15 protein-coding genes, 2 tRNA genes and 1 riboswitch are annotated in these 19,481 nt (G+C 68.5%); of the genes, 2 read left to right on the top strand and 15 right to left on the bottom strand.

Translation table 11 applies throughout. The features are described from left to right. Positions 1-2: 2 nt before the first annotated feature. From Tharo_RS05095 to rnr, 7 genes are all read right to left on the bottom strand, one after another. A complete protein-coding gene (locus tag Tharo_RS05095; RefSeq protein WP_107220265.1) occupies positions 3-1,685 on the bottom strand; it encodes a bifunctional protein-serine/threonine kinase/phosphatase in 1,683 nt (560 codons plus the stop codon). Positions 1,686-1,692: 7 nt separating this feature from the next. Further along, positions 1,693-2,907, bottom strand: a complete 1,215-nt coding sequence (locus tag Tharo_RS05090; protein ID WP_107220264.1) for a nitrate/nitrite transporter — start codon at positions 2,905-2,907, stop codon at positions 1,693-1,695. Between the two features lie 138 nt (positions 2,908-3,045). Beyond that, a complete protein-coding gene (gene nirD / locus Tharo_RS05085) occupies positions 3,046-3,399 on the bottom strand; it encodes a nitrite reductase small subunit NirD (protein ID WP_107220263.1) in 354 nt (117 codons plus the stop codon). Positions 3,400-3,409: 10 nt separating this feature from the next. Beyond that, entirely contained in the window at positions 3,410-5,908 is a 2,499-nt protein-coding gene (nirB, locus tag Tharo_RS05080) for a nitrite reductase large subunit NirB (protein ID WP_107220262.1), read from the bottom strand. Positions 5,909-6,178: 270 nt separating this feature from the next. Beyond that, positions 6,179-6,919 carry a 5,6-dimethylbenzimidazole synthase gene (bluB, locus tag Tharo_RS05075; protein ID WP_107220261.1) on the bottom strand — a complete coding sequence of 247 codons (741 nt, stop codon included), beginning with the start codon at positions 6,917-6,919 and terminating at the stop codon, positions 6,179-6,181. Between the two features lie 49 nt (positions 6,920-6,968). Next, positions 6,969-7,162, bottom strand: a riboswitch (cobalamin riboswitch). Between the two features lie 142 nt (positions 7,163-7,304). Then, on the bottom strand, positions 7,305-8,057 hold the full coding sequence (rlmB, locus tag Tharo_RS05070) for a 23S rRNA (guanosine(2251)-2'-O)-methyltransferase RlmB (protein WP_107220260.1): 753 nt from the start codon (positions 8,055-8,057) through the stop codon (positions 7,305-7,307). After that, the gene (gene rnr / locus Tharo_RS05065; RefSeq protein ID WP_245881002.1) at positions 8,050-11,154 is read right to left on the bottom strand and encodes a ribonuclease R; all 3,105 of its coding nucleotides are present in this window, start codon (positions 11,152-11,154) and stop codon (positions 8,050-8,052) included. The genes rlmB and rnr overlap by 8 nt, the downstream gene beginning before the upstream one ends. A 39-nt stretch (positions 11,155-11,193) precedes the next feature. On the opposite strand from rnr, the gene Tharo_RS05060 reads away from it, so the two are divergent. Both Tharo_RS05060 and Tharo_RS05055 read left to right on the top strand, forming a co-directional pair. Beyond that, positions 11,194-11,278 (top strand) — tRNA-Leu (locus tag Tharo_RS05060). A 169-nt stretch (positions 11,279-11,447) separates the two neighbouring features. Continuing rightward, a tRNA-Leu gene (locus tag Tharo_RS05055) sits at positions 11,448-11,532 on the top strand. A 194-nt stretch (positions 11,533-11,726) separates the two neighbouring features. Here the strand turns inward: Tharo_RS05055 and Tharo_RS05050 are convergent. The 8 genes from Tharo_RS05050 to der form a co-directional block, all read right to left on the bottom strand. Further along, a complete protein-coding gene (locus Tharo_RS05050) occupies positions 11,727-13,037 on the bottom strand; it encodes an adenylosuccinate synthase (RefSeq protein WP_107220259.1) in 1,311 nt (436 codons plus the stop codon). 4 nt (positions 13,038-13,041) lie between these two features. After that, positions 13,042-14,199, bottom strand: coding sequence for an ATP phosphoribosyltransferase regulatory subunit (locus tag Tharo_RS05045; RefSeq protein ID WP_107220258.1), 1,158 nt, complete (start codon positions 14,197-14,199; stop codon positions 13,042-13,044). Positions 14,200-14,216: 17 nt separating this feature from the next. Next, complete coding sequence (locus Tharo_RS05040) at positions 14,217-14,402, bottom strand: DUF2065 domain-containing protein (protein ID WP_107222316.1); 186 nt, start codon at positions 14,400-14,402, stop codon at positions 14,217-14,219. Between the two features lie 7 nt (positions 14,403-14,409). Beyond that, on the bottom strand, positions 14,410-15,291 hold the full coding sequence (hflC, locus tag Tharo_RS05035; protein WP_107220257.1) for a protease modulator HflC: 882 nt from the start codon (positions 15,289-15,291) through the stop codon (positions 14,410-14,412). Beyond that, the gene (gene hflK / locus Tharo_RS05030) at positions 15,291-16,586 is read right to left on the bottom strand and encodes an FtsH protease activity modulator HflK (protein ID WP_107220256.1); all 1,296 of its coding nucleotides are present in this window, start codon (positions 16,584-16,586) and stop codon (positions 15,291-15,293) included. The genes hflC and hflK overlap by 1 nt, the downstream gene beginning before the upstream one ends. A 14-nt stretch (positions 16,587-16,600) precedes the next feature. Continuing rightward, complete coding sequence (gene hflX, locus Tharo_RS05025) at positions 16,601-17,746, bottom strand: ribosome rescue GTPase HflX (RefSeq protein WP_107220255.1); 1,146 nt, start codon at positions 17,744-17,746, stop codon at positions 16,601-16,603. A gap of 51 nt (positions 17,747-17,797) precedes the next feature. After that, positions 17,798-18,034, bottom strand: a complete 237-nt coding sequence (gene hfq / locus Tharo_RS05020; RefSeq protein ID WP_002924769.1) for an RNA chaperone Hfq — start codon at positions 18,032-18,034, stop codon at positions 17,798-17,800. A 111-nt stretch (positions 18,035-18,145) separates the two neighbouring features. Next, complete coding sequence (der, locus tag Tharo_RS05015) at positions 18,146-19,474, bottom strand: ribosome biogenesis GTPase Der (protein ID WP_107220254.1); 1,329 nt, start codon at positions 19,472-19,474, stop codon at positions 18,146-18,148. Between the last annotated feature and the right edge of the window lie 7 nt (positions 19,475-19,481).

The following is a 19,481-nucleotide window of genomic DNA, read 5'->3' as shown; positions in this document are numbered from 1 at the left end:
GTTCATGCGCGGCTCAACAGATAGAGCAGGACGATGTCGAGCAGCAGCGAAGCCACTACAAGCAGTTTCAATGCCAGCCCCGGATTGCGCGCCACCAGAGGCGTCCGCCGCGGGGTGGCGAGCGGGCGCTGAGCGCCGCGCTCGAGCGCCAGGCGGAACTCTTCGGCGGTCTCGAAGCGCGCCCCCGGCGCGCGGGCGCAGGCTTTCAGCAGCACGGCCTCAAGCCAGGCCGGGGTGTCCGGGCGGTAGCGGGTGGGCGGCAGCGGGGTGCCGAACTGCGGATGCTGGAAGGGCTCGATCTCGCCGTAGGGATAGCGCCGCGTCAGCAGTTCGTAGAGCGTGACGCCGCAGGCATAGAGGTCGGAAACCTCGTCCGCGGGCTGCCCGGCGAACAGCTCCGGCGCCATGTAGGACGGCGTGCCGGGGGGGCTGCTCTCGCACCGCGCCTCGCCGGCGGCGGCGGCCACGCCCAGGTCGAGCAGGCGCAGCCGGCCGTCGCGGTCCACGTGCAGGTTGTCGGGCTTGAGGTCGCGATGCACGATGCCGAGGCGGTGCAGCGCACCGAGATGGCGCAGCAGGGCACGGCCGAGATCGACCACTTCCGCCACCCGGTAACGGTGGCCGCGCGCCAGCGCCGCCTGCAGCGTCTCGCCCGCGTGCCAGCTCATCAGGTAGTACAGGTGGGCGCGCGTGGCATGATCGACCACCTGCGGGAAGCCCTGCCCCGGCGCCCGCCGCGCCAGCCACTCCTCGTGCACCAGGGTGCGGCACACCTCGTCGTCGCCGTCGAACTCGGGCAGCAGGGTCTTCAGCACCAGAAGGGCGCCATCCGCCTCCCGCCGCACGCGGTAGAGCAGGGTCAGGCGCGAGGCATGGAGCAAGGCCTCGACCCGCAGGCCGTCGATCGCCTCGCCCGCTTTCAGCCGCGGCGGCAACGCCCGGCGGCGGCCGTCGGCGAGGTGGTCGTGCACGTTCGCCGCCGGCAGCGCGGCGACCTCCGCCACCAGCGCGCTGGCGTTATCGGTAGTGCCGGCGCGCAGCGCCTCCGCGACCAGCGCATCGGCCGCCGCCTGGGGGTCGGCCGTGCGCTGCAGCACGGCCGCGACCCGGTCATCGCCGAGCGCATTCCACACGCCGTCGGTGGCGAGCACGAAGCGGTCGCCGGCGGCAAGCTCCCCGTCGTCGAAGTCCACCAGCAGACGCCGCTCCAGCCCGACGGCGCGGCGCAGCACGTTGCTCAGTTCGGGATGCGGCCAGGTGTGGTCCTCGGTCAGGCGCAGCAGGGTCCGGTCGCGCCACAGGTAGGCGCGCGCATCGCCGACGTGGGCGAGGTGGAAACGCCGCCCGCGCACCACCAGCGCGGTGAGCGTGGTCGCCATGCCGGCATATTCGGCGGTGCGCGCCGCCTGCGCCAGGAGCCAGCGGTTGGCGGCGGCGAGCACGGCATCGAGCGACTTTTCCACGCTCCAGGTGTCGGGGGTGGAAAAGTAGTCGGCGAGCAGGCTGCGCACGGTGTATTCCGCGGCCTCGCGGCCGTGGGCATGGCCGCCGACACCGTCGGCGATCGCCAGCAGCACCCCCTTGTGCGCGCGCTCGGCGCCCTCGGGCGCAGCCGCGGCAACGAAGTCCTCGTTGTACGGCCGCGGCCCGGCGTGGGTGGCGTAGCCGAGGCGAACGTCGGCCATGAGCGGTTCAGATCCGGGCCGCAGTCAGGTGCGCGGCTCCCCAGGTGGTCCGCCAGCGCGCCTTCACCAGGGTCAGCCCGAGCAGCGCGAAGACGGCGAGCGCAGCGAAGATCAGGAAGCCGGCCTGGTAGCTGCCGGTCGCCTGGCGGGCATAGCCGAGCGAGGACGCCAGGTAGAAGCCGCCGATGCCGCCCGCCATGCCGACCAGCCCGGTCATCACCCCGATCTCGCGTCGGAAGCGCTGCGGCACGAGCTGGAACACCGCGCCATTGCCCATGCCCAGCGCCAGCATCGCGGCGACGAAGGCGGCGAGCGCCATCCACGCCGCCGGCGGCGCGAAGCTGACCAGCACGAGGAAGGCCGCGGCGACCAGGTACATCACGCTCAGGGTGCGGATGCCGCCGATGCGGTCGGCCACCGCGCCGCCGACCGGGCGCACCACCGAGCCGGCGAACACGCAGGCCGCGGTGAAGTAGCCCGCGGTCTTCGCGTCCAGCCCGTACTGGGTGTTGAAGTAGATCGTCAGCGAGGAGGCGAGGCCGACGAAACCGCCGAAGGTGACCGAGTAGAAGAACATGAACCACCACGCATCCTTGTCCTTCAGGACCTTGAAATAGTCGCCGAGCGGCTTCGACGGCGGGCACTCGGGGGCATCGCGGGCGACGACGAGGTAGAACACGAACACCAGCACCAGCGGAATCAGCGCCAGGCCGAAGACGTTGCTCCAGCCGAAGGCGAGCGCCAGCCCGGGGGCGAACAGCGCGGCGAGCGCGGTGCCGGAATTGCCCGCGCCGGCGATGCCCAGCGCCGTGCCCTGGTGTTCCGGCGGATACCAGCGCGAGGCGAGCGGCAGAGCAACGGCGAACGAGGCCCCGGCAAAGCCGAGGAAGAAGCCCAGCAGCAGCACCTGGTGGTAGCTCGTGATCCCGAACCACCACGCCGCGGCGAGCGCGCCGATGACGATCAGTTGGCCGACGGCACCGCTGCGCTTGGGCCCGAGATGATCGACCAGCACCCCCATGACGAAGCGCAGGATCGCGCCGGCGAGCACCGGCAGCGCCACCATGAAGCCTTTTTGCGCGTGGTCGAGGCCGAGGTCGGCAGCGATCTGCACGCCGAGCGGGCCGAGCAGCACCCACACCATGAAGGCCAGATCGAAGTAGAGGAAGGCCGCCAGCAGGGTGGGCGGGTGGCCGGCACGGAGGAAGGCTTTTCGGTCCATGAGAAAACTCCCGGAGTTGGATTGCACAGCAAAAATGCAGGCAGCACGCGGCCGTGCCATGCCGACGAGCGGCATGGCCGGTGTGGAAAGGAAACGGGAAACGGTCCGCGGCGCGGTGCGCGTTCCCGGCTGCGGAGCTCAGCTCCTGAGCATGACCTGCCCCGCCACCAGCTTCACCGCGAAGGGTTTGCTGCAGCCGACGTCGGGCGCGAGCGCTTCGCCGCTGTCGAGGGCGAGCTTCCAGCCGTGCAGCGGGCAGGTCACTTCGCGGCCGTGGACGATGCCCTGCGACAGCGGCCCGCCCTTGTGCGGGCACTTGTCGTGGATGGCGAAGACTTCGTCCGCGGCGGTGCGGAAGATGGCGATGTCGCCGTGACGGGAGGCGACCACGCGCGCGCCCAGGCGCGGGATGTCGGCGAGGGCGCAGATCGCCTTCCATTCGCCTTCGGTGGCGGCGGCGGGCGGCGTGTCCAGGGAAGTGTCGAGCGTCATGGCGGTTTCCTCAGGCGTGGAGGGTTTCGAACGGAGTCTTGAGCGCGGCCTCGGCGTCGTCGGCGGCGCGCGCGGCCCACGGGTCGGCGTAGTCCTGGACCGCGAACAGCAGGCGCTGATGGAGCGCATGCCGGCTCTCGGCGTCATCGACGACGCGCTTTTTCACATGCTCGAGGCCGACGCGGTGCACGTAATGCACGGTGCGCTCGAGATAGAAGCCTTCCTCGCGGTAGAGCTGGAGGAAGGCGGCGGAATACTCCATGACCTCCTCGCGGCTGGCGACCTTGCACAGGAACTGCGCGACCTCGGTCTTGATCCCGCCGTTGCCGGCGACGTACAGCTCCCAGCCAGAATCAACGCCGATCACACCGATGTCCTTGATCCCAGCCTCGGCGCAGTTGCGCGGGCAGCCGGAAACCGCGAGCTTGACCTTGTGCGGGCTCCACATCCCGAACAGCATCTTTTCCAGGTCGACGCCCATCGCCATCGAGCGCTGGGTGCCGAAGCGGCAGTGCTCGGCGCCGACGCAGGTCTTCACCGTGCGGATGCTCTTGCCGTAGGCGTGGCCGGAGGCCATGCCGAGGTCCTTCCACACCTTGGGCAGGTCCTCGCGCTTGACCCCGAGGAGGTCGATGCGCTGGCCGCCGGTCACCTTCACCGTCGGGATCCGGTACTTGTCGGCGACATCGGCGATGCGGCGCAGCTCGTCGGGGGTGGTGATTCCGCCGAGCATGCGCGGCACCACCGAGAAGGTGCCGTCCTTCTGGATGTTGGCGTGGGCACGCTCGTTGATGAAGCGGCTCTGCGGATCATCCACGGCCTCGTGCGGCCAGGTCGACACCAGGTAGTAGTTGAGTGCCGGACGGCAGGTGGCACAGCCGTCGGCCGTCTTCCACTCCATGAAAGCGGTAGCGTCGGCAATCGTCAGCAGCTTGTGCTCGCGGATCGCGCGCCGCACCTGGCCGTGCGACAGCTCGGTGCAGGCGCACACCGGCTTGTCGTGCGCGCTCACCGCCTGGTAGGCGCCGCCGACCGTAGACGCGAGGATCTGCTCGACGAGGCCGGTGCACGAACCGCAGCTCGATGCCGCCTTGGTGTGCTTCTTGACCTCGTCGAGGGTGAACAGGCCCTTTTCCTTGATCGCCTTGACGATGGTGCCCTTGCACACGCCGTTGCAGCCGCACACTTCGGCGCTGTCGGGCATGCTCGCCGCGCGGTTCTCGCCCTTGTGCCCGGCATCACCCAGGCGAGTGCTGCCAAATGAGTGGCCAAACATCAGCTGGTCGCGGATCTCGGCGACGCTCTGACGGTCCTTCATCAGCTGGAAGTACCAGGAACCGTCGGCGGTGTCGCCGTACAGCACCGAGCCGACGATGCGGTCGTCCTTGAGCACGACGCGCTTGTACACCCCGCCCTGCTTGTCGTGGAGCACGATCTCCTCGGTGCCCGGGCCGCCGCTGAAGTCGCCGGCGGAGAACACGTCGATGCCGGTGACCTTGAGCTTGGTCGAGGTCACCGAGCCGCGGTACTGGCCGATGCCGAAGTTGGCGAGGTGGTTGGCGCACACCTTGCCCTGCTCGAACAGCGGCGCCACCAGGCCGTAGGCCACGCCGCGGTGGGCGACGCATTCGCCGACCGCGTAGATCCGCGGGTCGGTGACGGTCTGCAGCGTGTCCGAGACGTGGATGCCGCGCACCCGGCCGCTGCCGCAGTACAGCCCGGCCGCTTCGGCGAGGGCGTAGCTGGGGCGGATGCCGGCCGCGACCACGACGAGGTCGGCGGGAATTTCCGTGCCGTCCTTGAAGCGCACCGCACCGACGCGCGCCTCCCCTTCCCCGCCCGTGCCGCGGGCGGGGAGCAGGGCCTCGGTGTGGCGGGCGAGCAGGAACTTCATCCCCTTCGCTTCGAGCGAGGCCTGCAGCATGTCGGCGGCGGCACGGTCGAGCTGGCGCTCCATGATCCACTCCCCGAGATGCACCACGGTGACGTCCATGCCGCGCAGCATCAGACCGTTGGCCGCTTCGAGACCGAGCAGCCCGGCGCCGATCACCACCGCGTAGCGGTACTTGCCGGCGGCCTCGATCATCGCCTCGGTATCGGCGATGTCGCGGTAGCCGAGCACGCCGGCCAGCTCGTTGCCGGGAATCGGCGGAATGAAGGGGGTGGAGCCGGTGGCGAGCAGCAGGCGGTCGTAGCCGGCCTCGGTGACGCTGCCGTCGGCGGCCTCGGCGAGCACCTTGCGCCGCACGCGGTCGATTTTCGTCACCGTCGTGCCCGCATGCAGGGTGATGCCGTGCTCGCGGTACCAGGCCAGATCGTTGAGCATGATCTCGGGCAGGGTCATCTCGCCGGCGAGCACCGGCGACAGCAGGATGCGGTTGTAGTTGCCGTGCGGTTCGGCGCCGAACACGGTGATGTCGTACAGGTCGGGGGCGAGCTTGAGCAGCTCTTCGAGGGTGCGCACGCCGGCCATGCCATTGCCGACAAGGACGAGTTTGAGCTTTTTCATGACGTTCTCCGCAGGGCTGAATCGATGGACGCGGGCGCATGACGCCGGACGCGGTCCTCGGCGATTGCACAGCATCAAACGTGCCAACTGCCCGGAAGCGGCCGATCCGGCGGCTTCCGGGCAGTTCAGGGGGAAAACGTCAACGGGTGCGCGCCGGGCGGCGCACAGCTGCAGTGCAGCAAACAGCCGCCGCCGCACTGTGCTTGTGCGGCGCCGCACCGGCGGCAGGGGCCGCCCGGTGGCGCGGCGCGGCCCGCGGGCGGCGCTGGCTCAGCTGCGGGCGGCGCCGGTCGCGTCGACGCGGGCGAGGAGCGCGGCACTGGCGGCGTCGGCCGCGCCCTGCCAGCGGTCGAAATGGAGCAGTTCGCCGAGCGCCAGGCGCGGCAGCCAGCCGGCGGCCTCGAGTTCGGGGCGGTCGTAGAAGTGGCTGACGTAGCCGATGCACAGGTAGGCCACCGGGATGATGTCGCGCGGAATTCCGAGCGCCTCGCGCAACGCCTGCTGGTGGAGGATGCTGACCCAGCCCACGCCCAGCCCTTCGGCACGCGCGGCCAGCCACAGGTTCTGCACCGCGCACACCGAGCTGTACAGGTCCATCGCGGCGATGTGGGTGCGCCCGATCACGACCGGACCGTTGCGGCGGCGGTCGCAGGTGATGCACAGATTGACCGGCGCCTCGAGGATGCCTTCGAGCTTGAGTTTCCGGTAGGTGGCGCGCTTGCCTTCCTCGAACATCAGCTCGGCTTCGGCATGGGCCGCAGCGAAGGCCTGATGGACCTGCTGCTTCACCTCCGGCGAACGCACGAGAACGAAGTCCCACGGCTGCATGAAACCGACCGAAGGTGCGTGATGGGCGGCATTCAGGACGCGCGCGAGCACCTCGTCCGGAATCGGATCGGGCAGGAACTGGCCGCGCACGTCGCGCCGGGTGTGGATCGCGCGATAGACCGCGGCGCGCTCCTCGGCGCTGAACTGCGGGTCGGCCTGGATGGACTGCGAAGGGCTGCTCATGAAGTATTCCCCTTGTCGTCGAGCAGTGGACGGCCGCCGACCAGGCGGCCGCCTGAAACGCTTCGGGGCCGGTCTTCCGGCTGCGGATCGTCTCGTCCGGACGCCTTCCCGGTCCTCGCGGACCAGTGGCTGAGCGAACCTTGCCCGGACAATCCCCTTCACGGCGCTGGGCGCGCGGCGGACTCGAACCGCCTTCCCGATTCTCCCGCGGCGAGCGCGGGCACCCCGAAGCACATGGCGACGAAGCTTACCCGGAAATCCTCCGCAGCGGGCCCCGTGGGGGCGGCGCGCACCGCCAAGCCCCGGCGTGCGCGCCGCCGCATCGCGCAGGCGCCCGTGCCCCCGGCACCCCGGGGCGGAGCGCGCACCGCCGCTGCCGGAGCCTTCAGCCGCGCTGGCGGCGGGCCTCGAACAGGCAGATCCCGCTCGCCACCGACACGTTCAGGCTCTCGACGCTGCCGTGCATCGGGATGCGGGCGAGCGCATCGCAGGTGTCGCGGGTGAGCCGGCGCAGGCCGTCGCCTTCGGCGCCGAGGACCCAGGCGAGCGGCCCTTTCTGGTCGATGTCGTAGAGCGTTTGCTCGGCCTCGCCGGCGGCACCGATCACCCACACCCCAGCCTCCTGCATCTCGCGCAGCGCGCGCGCGAGGTTGGTGACGGTGATGTAGGGCACGGTGTCGGCCGCACCGCTGGCGACCTTGACCGCGGTGGCGTTGAGCCCCACGGCGCGGTCCTTGGGCGCGACCACGGCGTGCGCGCCGGCGGCGTCGGCGACGCGCAGGCAGGCGCCGAGATTGTGCGGGTCCTGGACGCCGTCCAGCACCAGGATCAGCGCGTTCTCGTCCAGGCCGTCGAGCACGTCGGCGAGCTTGATCTCGCGCCGGGTGGCGTCGACCTTGGCGACCACGCCCTGGTGGCGGCGAGTGCCGACCAGGCCGTCGAGCTTGTCGCCTTCGCTCTGGGTGACGCGCGCTCCGGCGGCCTCGGCCTGGGCGAGGAATTTCCGCACGCGCGCATCCTTGCGGTCGGCCGAGAGGAAGACCTCGATCACCGAATCAGGTGCATGACGCAGCTTGGCGGAGACGGCATGAAAGCCGTAGATCAGTCGGGTGGGAGTGTTCTCGGGTGCTTTAGCCACGGTCGGTGCCTTTTGCGGAAGTCTTGCGGCCAGCACGGCGGGCCGGAGTCGAAGTCGGGGGCGCGGATTCTAGCGCTTCGGCAGCCGGTGCTGCAGCGGCCTTCTTCACGCGCGGCGTGCGCGGCTTCGCTGCGGCGGCGGGAGGGGCCTCGACCGGCGCCGGAGCGACCGCCGCCGGCTCTGCAACGGTCTTCTTCGTGCGCGCCTTGCGGGCTTTCGCCTCGGTGACCACCGGGGCGGCGGCTGCAATCTCAACGGCCGGCGCGGCTGCAGGCTTCGTCGCACGCTTGGTGCGTGGCTTCGGCTCGGCGGCAACCGGGGGGGCGGCGAGCGGCGCAGGCGCCGCCGTGGTGACCGCTTCGACGGCTGCCTTCTTCGCACGCTTGCTCCGGGTTTTGGGCTCGGCCACCTCGGCAGCGGCAGCCGGGGCCGCTACCGGGGCTTCTATGGCGGCTGCAGGCGCGGACTCGGCCACCGCCTTGACAGCCGCCTTCTTTGCGCGGGCCTTGCCCGGTTTCGGGGCGGAAGTTTCCGAAGCGACCGGGGCGGCGAGCGGCAACGGCACGGCCGGCGCCGGCACCGCCTCGACCGCCGGCGCCGCTGCGGCTTTTTTGGTGCGCGGCTTGGCTGCCTTCTTGCCAGCCTCGGGCTGGATCGCGACAGGCGCGGCTTCGGCGGCCTTCGCCGGCGCTTTCGGCTGCGCCGGCAGCGGCCCCTCGATCAGGCGGAAATCGATCTTGTTGGTCGCCATGTCGACCCGCACGAGCTGCACCTTGACCCGGTCGGAGAGGCGGAACTGTTTGCCGGTGCGCTCGCCCACGAGGGCGTGGCGGGTCTCGTCGTGGTGAAAGTAGTCGCTGCCGAGATCCGAGATGTGCAGCAGGCCCTCGATGAAGATGTCGTCGAGGGCGACGAAGAGGCCGAAAGGGACGACCGCCGACACGCTGCCGGTGAATTCCTCGCCGACGCGGTCCTGCATGAAGTAGCACTTGAGGAAGGCGACCACGTCGCGCGTGGCCTCGTCGGCGCGGCGCTCGGTCATCGAGCAGTGCAGGCCGATCTGCTCCCAGTCGCCGGGGCGGTACTGCTCGCCGCCGAGCGCGGCCTTGATGCCGCGGTGGATCAGCAGGTCGGGGTAGCGCCGGATCGGCGAAGTGAAGTGGGTGTAGGACTCGTAGGCGAGGCCGAAGTGGCCGACGTTGTCCGGGCTGTACATCGCCTGCTTCAAGGAGCGCAGCATCACGGTCTGCAGCAGCTGGGCATCGGGGCGGTCCTTGACCTGTTCGAGCAGCTTGGCGAAATCGCTCGCGCGCGGTTCGTCGCCGCCGCCCAGGCCGAGGCCGAACTCCTTGAGGAATTCGCGCAGCTTGGCGAGCTTGTCCTCGGAGGGGCTGTCGTGGACGCGGTACAGCGCCGGATGCTCACGGGTCGCGAGGAAGTCGGACGCACACACGTTGGCGGCGAGCATGCACTCCTCGATCAGCCGATGGGCATCGTTGCGCACCTCGGGCACGATCTGCGCGATCTTGCCCTGGTCGTCGAAAATCATCCGCGTCTCGGTGGTCTCGAAGTCGATCGCGCCGCGTTTGGCGCGCGCCTTGAGCAGGACGCGGAAAAGCTGGTCGAGGTTTTCCAGATGGGGCAGCAGCGCGGCCAGTTCGGTGCGCGCGGCCGCATCCTTGTCGTACAGCGCCGCCGCCACCCGGGTGTAGGTCAGGCGGGCATGCGACCAGATCACCGCCGGATAGAAGCGGTACTGCTTGACCGCCCCGGTGGCGGAGATGTCGATGTCGGCCACCATCGCCAGGCGCTCGACCTGCGGATTGAGCGAGCACAGGCCGTTGGAGAGTTTCTCCGGCAGCATCGGGATCACCCGGCGCGGGAAATACACCGAGTTGCCGCGATCGAAGGCGTCCTGGTCGAGCGCGCTGGCGGCGTCGACGTAGTGCGAAACGTCGGCGATGGCGACGACCAGGCGGTAGCCCTTGCCCTGACGCTCGCAATACACCGCGTCGTCGAAATCCTTCGCGGTTTCGCCGTCGATGGTGACCAGCGGCAGTCCGGTGAGGTCCTCGCGCCCGGCCCAGTCCTTCTTGCGCACCTTGTCGGGGAGCTTGCGCGTCTGCGCCTTGGCTTCCGACGAAAACTCGAAGGGCAGATCGTGCTTCCTGAGCGCGATCTCGATCTCCATGCCGGGGTCGGCGTAGTTGCCCAGCACCTCGACGATACGCCCGATCGGCTGGGCAAACTTGGTCGGCTGCTCGACCAGTTCGACGGTGACGATCTGGCCGGGCTCGGGTTTCTTGCGCCCACCCGGGGCGACCAGGATGTCCTGCGCCAGGCGGCGGTTCTCCGGCACCACGATCATGACGCCGTGCTCGTTGATGACGCGGCCGACGACCCGGGTGTTGGCCCGTTCGAGCACCTCGACGAGCTTGCCTTCGGGGCGGCCGCGGCGGTCGGTGCCGGAGATGCGCACGATCACGCGGTCGCCGTGCAGTACTTCGCGCATCTCCTTGGGGCCGAGGAAGACATCGGGCTCGCCGTCGTCGCGGCGCAGGAAGCCGAAGCCGTCCGGATGGCCCTCGACACGGCCCTTGATCAGATCGACCTTGGACGGCAACAGATAGGCATCGCGCCGGTTGCGGATGATCTGGCCGTCGCGCTCCATCGCCCGCAGGCGGCGGTCGAAGAAATCGAGCTCATGCGGCGCGATGTCGAGCGCCGCGACAAGCTCCGCGAACGGCATCGGCACGCCGCGCTCGGCAAGGATCTGGAGCACGTACTCGCGGCTGGGCAGCGGATGTTCGTACTGCTGCGATTCCCGCAGGTAGTGCGGGTCGGCGAGGCGGATGGCGCTCGCCTGGGCGGCCGCGGCCTTGCGTGCGGCACGGCTGCGGCCGGGGCCCTTTACAGCCGCCTTCGCCGCGCCCTTCGCTGCTTCCGCCACGGCCGAAGGCGCGGCGGTAGCAGCGCGGTGGCCGTCACCGGCACTCTTGCGCGCCTTCTCGCTGTGGTGGGTGGAGTTCGTGCGCGCGGCCGCGCCGGCTTGCGTCGTGCCGCGCCTGGAGGTGGTTTTTTTCGTTTTGCGAGTCATTGACAATCTTCTTTCGGTGCTTATAATGCGCGTCTTCCTGCCCAGATGGCGGAATTGGTAGACGCACTAGTTTCAGGTACTAGCGCCGCGAGGCGTGGAGGTTCGAGTCCTCTTCTGGGCACCAGTTGTAAGGAAAGCCGCTCTTCGGAGCGGCTTTTTTGTTGTCCGCCGCCAAGCGCCGGGGGGTGGCGCTGCTGCATCGCGCGTGGACCGCCTTGATCGACGGCCGGGGCGCGAAAAAATGGGTGAAACCCTTCCCGCAGATGAAAGCCTTTGCTATTATGCGCGTCCCTGCCCAGATGGCGGAATTGGTAGACGCACTAGTTTCAGGTACTAGCGCTGCGAGGCGTGGAGGTTCGAGTCCTCTTCTGGGCACCAAACGCAGGGAAAAGCCGGCTGAAAGCCGGCTTTTTTCGTTCACCGGCAAGCGTGCGGCCGCGCTGGCGGAAATGCCGCGGGAGCGGACCGGCCCGCGAACGCCCCATGCGGGGAAGCCGTTCGCGGACAGGACCACTCCCGCGTTTTCTGCGGTGCCGGTCGCAGCGCCGACCGGGCTCGGCGACGAGGCGAAATCAGGCGCCAAACGGATGACGACGGAGGATGGTCTCGTCGCGCTCGGGACCGGTCGAGATCACGTCGATCGGAATCTCGCAGATCTCCTCGATCCGATGCAGGTAAGTGCGCGCCTCCTGCGGCAACGCATCCCAGCTCTGCGCACCGAAGGTCGTCCCGCTCCAGCCCGGCATCGTCTCGTAGATCGGCTCGCAGCGGGTGACCTCTTCCGAGCCCATCGGCAGCAGGTCGATGCGTTTGCCGTCGAGCTGGTAGCCGGTGCACAGCTTCAGTTCGGCCAGCCCGTCGAGCACGTCGAGCTTGGTGATGCACAGCCCGGTGACGCCGTTGATGATGATCGAGCGCTTCAGCGCGGCGAGGTCGAGCCAGCCGCAGCGGCGCTTGCGCCCGGTGACGGTGCCGAACTCGCGGCCCTTGGTCGACATCTGCTCGCCCGGCACGCCCGGGGTCTCGATGTCGAGCTCGGTCGGGAACGGGCCGCCGCCGACCCGCGTGCAGTAGGCCTTGGTGATGCCGAGCACGTAGTGCAGGCGGCTGGGGCCGACGCCGGAACCGGCCGCGGCCTGGCCGGCGACGCAGTTGCTGGAAGTGACGAACGGATAGGTGCCGTGGTCGATGTCGAGCAGCGTGCCCTGCGCGCCCTCGAACAGCAACGAGCCGCCCGCCTTGTTGATCGCATAGAGCTCGGCGGAGACGTCGGCCACCATCGGCAGCAGCTCGGCGGCGTCAGCCATGGCCTCGTCGAACACCGTCTGGAATTCGACCGGCTCGGCACCGAGGTGCCGGGTCAGGACGAAATTGTGATATTCGAGGTTCGCCTTCAGCTTGGCGGCGAAGCGTTCGCGGTCGAACAGGTCGTAGACGCGCAGCGCACGGCGGGCGACCTTGTCCTCGTAGGTGGGGCCGATGCCCTTGCCGGTGGTGCCGATCTTGTCGCCGGCCGCTTTGGCGGCTTCGCGCGCGCGGTCGAGCGCGCTGTGGTAGCCGAGGATCAGCGGGCAGCCGGGGCTCACGCGCAGGCGCTCGCGCACCTGGATGCCGCCGGCTTCGAGGCTGCGGATCTCGGACAGCAGATGGTGGACGTCGAGCACCACACCGTTGCCGATGAAGCAGGCCACCCCCTCGCGCACGATGCCCGAAGGCACCAGATTGAGCTTGTATTCGTTCTGGCCGATGACCAGCGTGTGGCCGGCGTTGTGCCCGCCCTGGAAGCGCACCACGCCTTTGGCGTGGTCGGTGAGCCAATCGACGATCTTGCCCTTGCCTTCGTCTCCCCACTGGGTGCCGACGACGACGACGTTCTTTGCCATTTCCTTACTCTCCCTGTAACGGCACGAGCGTCCAGCGCCCGTCCCGTTTCACCAGTTGCCGGTCGCAACCGGCCTCGTTCCAAGTTCCTTCATGTCCCGGCAGCGCGGTGACGACGATCCCGCCACGAGCGCGCAGGGCGGCCACTTCGGCCGCCAACTCGGGGTCTTCGGCGAGCGGCGCGAGCACCGCGCCGAGGCCCGCCGGTGAACACGGCAGATGCCAGGCCAGCTCGCGCAGGTCGAGGCTGAACCCGGTCGCCGGACGGGCACGACCGAAGGCCGCGCCGACCCGGTCGTAGCGTCCGCCGAGCGCGAGCGCGGCCGGCGAATCAGCGCCGTAAGCGGCGAACACGACGCCGCTGTGGTAGTGGTAGCCGCGCAGGTCGGCCAGATCGAAGCTGATCGGCAGATCGGCCAGGGCGGCGGCAAGCTGGCGCAGTTCCCCCAGCAGGGCGGCAATTTCCGCGTCCTGCGGCAGGCGTGCGGCAGCCACCTCGAGCACTTCCGGCCCACCATAGAGCTCGGGCAGCGCGAGCAGCGCACTGCGCACCGGCTCGGCCACCCCGGCAAGCGCATCGTGCAGCGCCGGCACGTCCTTGGCCTGGAGCAGGTCGAACAACTCTTCCTCGCGCCCCGGCACCAGCCCGGCACGCGCCGCCAGCGCGTGGAACAGGCCGACGTGGCCGATGTCGATGCGCGACGCCGGCACTTCGGCCAGGCGCAGCACTTCGGCGAGCAGGTGCAGGATCTCGACGTCGGCCTCGATCCCGGCGTGGCCGTAGAGCTCGGCGCCAAGCTGGAGCGGCTCGCGGGTCGCGGTCAGGGTCGACGGCAGGGTGTGCAGCACGCTGCCGCAGTAACACAGCCGCGACACGCCCCGGCGGTTCAGCAGATGGGCATCGATGCGGGTGACCTGAGGCGTCATGTCGGCGCGCACTCCCATCGTGCGTCCGGACAACTGATCGACCAGCTTGAAGGTGCGCAGCTCGAGATCCCGACCGGCACCGGTGGTGAGCGAATCGAGGTATTCGAGCAGCGGCGGCATCACCAGCTGGTAGCCGCGCACCCGGAAGGCGTCGAGCAGCCGGCGCCGGAGCGTCTCGAGCTGATGGGCATCGGACGGCAGGGCATCCTGGATGTAATCGGGCAAGACCCAGCGCATGAGAGTGTCAGATGAGGTCAGATGAAAATGAACAGCAGGAGGAGACCGGCGAGCATGGAGGTCAGCCCGATGAAGCGGATCTGGCCGTCGCCCATGCGCGCCAGGCGCAAAAAAGTTTCGCGCCAGGCCGCTGGCGCGATGAAGGGAAGAAAACCTTCGATGATCAGCATCAGGGCGAAGGCGGTCAGTAGCGAGCTGCCCATGAAGGAATCAGTTGCGCGCAGCGCCTCCGGCATCCTTCATGAAGCGGAAGAAGTCCGAGCTCGGGTCGACCACCATCACGTCGTCCTTGCCGGAAAAGCTCGAGCGGTAGGCTTCGAGGCTGCGGTAGAAGGCGTAGAAGTCCGGGCTCTTGCCGTAGGCTTCGGCATAGATCGCGGTCGCCTTGGCATCGCCCTCACCCATGGCCTCCTGGGCCGATCGATAGGCCTCGGCGATGATGACCTCGCGTTGGCGGTCGGCATCGGCGCGGATGCTTTCGGCTTCGGCCGCACCCAGCGAGCGCAGCTCGTTGGCGACGCGCTTGCGCTCGGCTTCCATCCGCCGATACACCGACTCGGACACCTCGTTGGGCAGATCGACCCGCTTCAGGCGCACGTCGATGATCTGCACGCCGATCTTGCGCGCATCCTGGTCGGCCTTGCTGCGCATGTCCTCCATGATGCGGTCGCGCTCGCCGGAGACCACGTCATGGACCGTGCGGCGGCCGAACTCCTCGCGCAGGCCGGCGTTCACCGTCTGGGTCAGGCGGATGCGCGCGCGCGCTTCGTCGCCGGCGACCGATTCGTAGTACAGCTGCGGATCGACGATGCGCCATTTGACGAAGTGATCGACCAGCACGTTTTTCTTCTCGGAAGTGATGAAGCGCTCCGGCTCCGGCGTATCCATGGTCAGGATGCGCTTGTCGAAATAGCGCACGTTCTGGATGAACGGCAGCTTCACGTTCAGTCCGGGCTCGGAAATCACTTCCTTGACTTCGCCGAGCTGGAACACGATCGCATACTGGCGCTGATCGACGGTAAACAGCGACATCGAGGCGATCACCACGGCGAGCAGCAGGCTGCCGCCAATCACAGACATCTTGTCACGCATCAGCGCTCTCCCCGCTCACGGCTTCTCATCAGTTCGCGATTGCGCGGATCCAGGGACGGCATCGGCGCATTCGCGCTCAGTCCGGCCGCCGATTGCGAGTCGGGCAGGGACGCCGCCGACGCCGGCCTGGCGCCGGCCTGCTGCATCAGCTTGTCGAGCGGAAGGAAAAGCAGGTTGCCATTGCCCTTGGCATCGATCATCACCTTGGAAGTGTTCGACATCACCTGTTGCATGGTCTCGATGTACAGGCGCTCGCGGGTCACCTGCGGCGCCCGGGCGTACTCGGCGAAGACCTGGCTGAAGCGGCTGGCCTCGCCCTCGGCGTTGGCAACGACGCGCTCGCGGTAGGCGTTCGCCTCCTCGACCAGGCGCGAGGCGGTACCACGGGCACGCGGCACGACATCGTTGGCATAGGCCTCGCCTTCGTTCTTCTGCCGCTCGCGATCCTGGCCGGCCTTCACCGCATCGTCGAACGCGGCCTGCACCTGCTCCGGCGGCTGGGCGTTCTGCATCGTCACGCGGCTGATCTGGATGCCGGTTTCGTAGCGGTCGAGAATGCGCTGCATCAACTCGTGCGCGGTGGCGGCGATTTCCTCGCGCCCTTCGTACAGGACGAAGTCCATCCGGCTCTTGCCGACGATCTCGCGCATCGCGGTTTCCGCCGCCTGGCCGACCGCCTCATCGGGAAAGCGGTTGTTGAAGACGTAGTTTTCCGGGCTGTTGAGCACGTACTGCACGGCGAACTGGATGTTGATGATGTTCTCGTCGTCGGTGAGCATCAGCGATTCGCGCAGCATCTTGTTGCGCTCCGAACCGCGATAGCCGACTTCGACCGTGCGCACGCCGGTCAGGTCGACGATCTCGTGCGACTCGAACGGCGCCGGCAGGCGCCAGCGCAGGCCGGGCTCGGTGGTCTGCACGTACTTGCCCAGGCGCAGGACCACCCCGCGCTGGTTGGCATCGACCGTATAGAAACCGCTCGCCAGCCAGACCACGGCGACCAGCACCAGCAGCACGCCGATCCCGCCGCCGAACTGCTTGAAGGAAAAACCGGGCAGTTGCGGCGAACCACCGCCGCCACTGCCACCGCGACCGCCGCGCTTGTTGCCGAACATGCCGCTCAGACGCTGATTGAAATCGCGCCAGACCTCCTCGAGATCGGGCGGCCCCTGGTTGCTGCCGCGGTTGCGATCACCGCGGTTGTCGCCGTCGCGGCTGTCTTCGCCGCGATTGCCGTCGTTGCGGTCGCCGTCGTTACCGCCCTGGCTACCCCAGCGTGGGTCGTTGAGTGACATGAGAATGCCTGTTATCACGATTGTTCTGATCGTTCGTCCACCGTCCCGGCGATCCGGTCGGCATCGTCACCAAAGGTTTGCTGCGCCACTTCGGCTAGCGCGTCGCGAAGCAGGTCGAGGCCTTCGCCCGTTCTGGCGCTCAGAAAAATGCGCCTGATTTTATCACAGTCCCCCCGCTCGACTGCCGGCGTGGCGTGCGTCAGGTCGATCTTGTTCCAGACCAGGATCTGCGGTACGGCTGCGGCGCCGATTTCGGCGAGGACCAGATTCACCGCTTCGATCTGGGCGTCGCGATCCTCACTCGCCGAATCGACCACGTGCAGCAGCAGATCAGCCTGCGCGGTTTCCTCCAGCGTCGCCTGGAACGCCGCGACCAGCGCATGCGGCAGGTCGCGGATGAAGCCGACGGTGTCCGACAGCACGACGCTGGCGCCGCCGACGTAGAGGCGGCGCGAAGTGGTGTCGAGGGTGGCGAACAACTGGTCGGCCGCATACGCCCCGGCCTTCGTCAGCGCATTGAACAGCGTCGACTTGCCCGCATTGGTGTAGCCGACCAGAGAGACCGACAGGACGTCGCGGCGTTCCCGCGCCCGGCGCCGCACCTTGCGCTGCTTCTCGATCTGGGCGAGGCGGGACTTGAGCATCTTGACCCGGTTGCCGAGCAGGCGGCGGTCGGTCTCGAGTTGCTTCTCACCCGGGCCGCGCAGGCCGATGCCGCCTTTCTGGCGTTCAAGGTGGGTCCAGCCGCGCACCAGCCGGGTGGCCAGGTGCTCGAGCTGGGCGAGTTCGACCTGGAGCTTGCCTTCGTGGCTGCGGGCGCGCTGGGCGAAGATGTCGAGGATCAGCGCGGTGCGGTCGATGACCATGCACTGCAGCTCGCGCTCGAGGTTGCGCTGCTGCCCGGGCGACAGCGCATGGTTGAAGATCACGATGTCGGCGGCATGGACACGGAGCGCTTCGGCGATCTCCTGGACTTTGCCGCTGCCGGCGAAGAGCTTGGGGTCGGGCGCCGCGCGCCGGCCCTGGACCACCGCCTCGACGCTGGCGCCGGCGCTGCCGGCGAGCAGCTTCAGCTCGGACAGGCGCTCGTCGATCGCCCCCTGGCCGAGGTCGAGCTGGACGAGGACCGCACGCTCGCCGGAGGCGGGGCGCTCAAACATGCGTACCTCCCGCGACCGACGGGCAGCGGTCGCGCGCCATCACCGCGGGCTTCAGTTGCTGCCCTCGTCCTGCTGGATGACGACGGGACGGGCCGGAACCACGGTCGAAATCGCATGCTTGTACACCATCTGGGTGACGGTGTTCTTCAGCAGGACGACATACTGGTCGAAAGACTCGACCTGGCCCTGGAGCTTGATGCCATTGACCAGGTAGATCGATACCGGGATGTGCTCGCGACGCAGGGTGTTGAGGAAGGGGTCTTGTAGAAGTTGCCCTTTGTTGCTCATTGCTGAACCTCTTTATATTGTGTTTATGTAAATTTCGGGCTTGCTGCTGCACTGCCGCATCGCAGTATGCAACGAAACCCGGGCGTGGAAACGGATTCTGCGCGGGAAAATTCAGCCCCGCACCGCGAACGGATTGTGCGTGGTGCGGAACTGGATGCGCAAGGGCGTGCCCTGCAGCTTGAACGCCTCGGTGAAACAGCGTTCCAGGTAGCGGACATAGGACGCAGGAATGGCGTCGAGAGCGTTGCCGTGGATCACGATCACCGGCGGATTCACTCCCCCCTGGTGGGCATAGCGCATCTTCGGCCGCGCCATGCCGTGGCGCGGCGGCGCCTGGCGGGCGACCGCCTGCTGCAGCGTCCGCGTCAACCGCGGGGTGGCCAGATTCGCCATCGCCGCGGCATAGGCGGCATCGACCGATTTGAGCAGTCCGCCGATGCCCTCGGACTTGAGCGCGGAAATCTGGTGGAAGCGGGCGAAGCCGAGGAAGGCCAGCTTGCGCGCGATGTCGGCTTTGAGGCGGTCGCGACGGTAGTCGTCGACTGCGTCCCATTTGTTGATCGCCACCACCAGCGCGCGCCCGGCCTCGAGCGCGAAACCGGCGATATGGGCGTCCTGATCGGAAATGTCCTGCGCCGCATCGAGCACAAGGACGACCACGTTCGATTCCTGCACGGCCTGCAGGGTCTTGATCACGGAGAACTTTTCCACCGCCTCGAAGACCTTGCCGCGCCGGCGCAGGCCGGCGGTGTCGATCAGGGTGTAATGGCGGCCGCCGCGCTCGAACGGAATCGAGATCGCGTCGCGGGTCGTGCCGGGCAGATCGAAGGCGATCACCCGCTCCTCGCCGAGCAAGGTGTTGACCAGGGTCGACTTGCCCACGTTGGGGCGGCCGACAATGGCCACTTTCGGCCCTTCGTCGGCGGCGACTTCCCCTTCCTCGTCCGCCGGGAAGGGCGCCAGCACCAGCTCGACGAGCTGCTTCACGCCGTCGCCGTGGGCCGCCGACACCGCCAGCGGGTCGCCCAGGCCGAGGGCGTGGAAATCGGCAGCAACCATCGCCCGCTCGAGCCCTTCGGCCTTGTTCACCACGACATGGACCGGGCGGCCGGCGCGGCGCAGACGGGCGGCGATATTCTCGTCGTGCGGCGTGCGCCCGGCACGGCCGTCGACCAGGAACAGCAGCACGTCGGCCTCGGCGATCGCCTGCTCGGCCTGGCGTGCCATCTCGTGCATGATGCCGTCCTTGGCGACGGGATCGAAGCCGGCGGTGTCGACGACGAGGTAATCGCGATCGCCGACCCGGCCGATGCCGTAGTGGCGGTCGCGCGTCAGCCCGGGCTGGTCGGCGACGAGAGCGTCGCGGGTGCGGGTGAGGCGGTTGAACAGAGTCGACTTGCCGACGTTGGGCCGACCGACCAGAACGATGGTGGGTTTCACTTCCTGT

Origin of the sequence: Thauera aromatica K172, assembly GCF_003030465.1 — a bacterium.
Taxonomy (GTDB): Bacteria; Pseudomonadota; Gammaproteobacteria; order Burkholderiales; family Rhodocyclaceae; genus Thauera; species Thauera aromatica.
The sequence above is the reverse complement of the archived record's forward strand: the minus strand, read 5'-3'. Positions and strand labels throughout refer to the sequence as shown.

Excerpts from the sequence above, each read along its gene's own strand:
- Tharo_RS05095 (WP_107220265.1), bottom strand. The coding sequence starts at position 1,685 with ATGGCCGACGTTCGCCTCGGCTACGCCACCCACGCCGGGCCGCGGCCG.
- Tharo_RS05090 (WP_107220264.1), bottom strand. The coding sequence starts at position 2,907 with ATGGACCGAAAAGCCTTCCTCCGTGCCGGCCACCCGCCCACCCTGCTG.
- nirD (WP_107220263.1), bottom strand. The coding sequence starts at position 3,399 with ATGACGCTCGACACTTCCCTGGACACGCCGCCCGCCGCCGCCACCGAA.
- nirB (WP_107220262.1), bottom strand. The coding sequence starts at position 5,908 with ATGAAAAAGCTCAAACTCGTCCTTGTCGGCAATGGCATGGCCGGCGTG.
- bluB (WP_107220261.1), bottom strand. The coding sequence starts at position 6,919 with ATGAGCAGCCCTTCGCAGTCCATCCAGGCCGACCCGCAGTTCAGCGCC.
- rnr (WP_245881002.1), bottom strand. The coding sequence starts at position 11,154 with ATGACTCGCAAAACGAAAAAAACCACCTCCAGGCGCGGCACGACGCAA.
- Tharo_RS05050 (WP_107220259.1), bottom strand. The coding sequence starts at position 13,037 with ATGGCAAAGAACGTCGTCGTCGTCGGCACCCAGTGGGGAGACGAAGGC.
- Tharo_RS05045 (WP_107220258.1), bottom strand. The coding sequence starts at position 14,199 with ATGCGCTGGGTCTTGCCCGATTACATCCAGGATGCCCTGCCGTCCGAT.
- Tharo_RS05040 (WP_107222316.1), bottom strand. The coding sequence starts at position 14,402 with ATGGGCAGCTCGCTACTGACCGCCTTCGCCCTGATGCTGATCATCGAA.
- hflC (WP_107220257.1), bottom strand. The coding sequence starts at position 15,291 with ATGCGTGACAAGATGTCTGTGATTGGCGGCAGCCTGCTGCTCGCCGTG.
- hflK (WP_107220256.1), bottom strand. The coding sequence starts at position 16,586 with ATGTCACTCAACGACCCACGCTGGGGTAGCCAGGGCGGTAACGACGGC.
- hflX (WP_107220255.1), bottom strand. The coding sequence starts at position 17,746 with ATGTTTGAGCGCCCCGCCTCCGGCGAGCGTGCGGTCCTCGTCCAGCTC.
- hfq (WP_002924769.1), bottom strand. The coding sequence starts at position 18,034 with ATGAGCAACAAAGGGCAACTTCTACAAGACCCCTTCCTCAACACCCTG.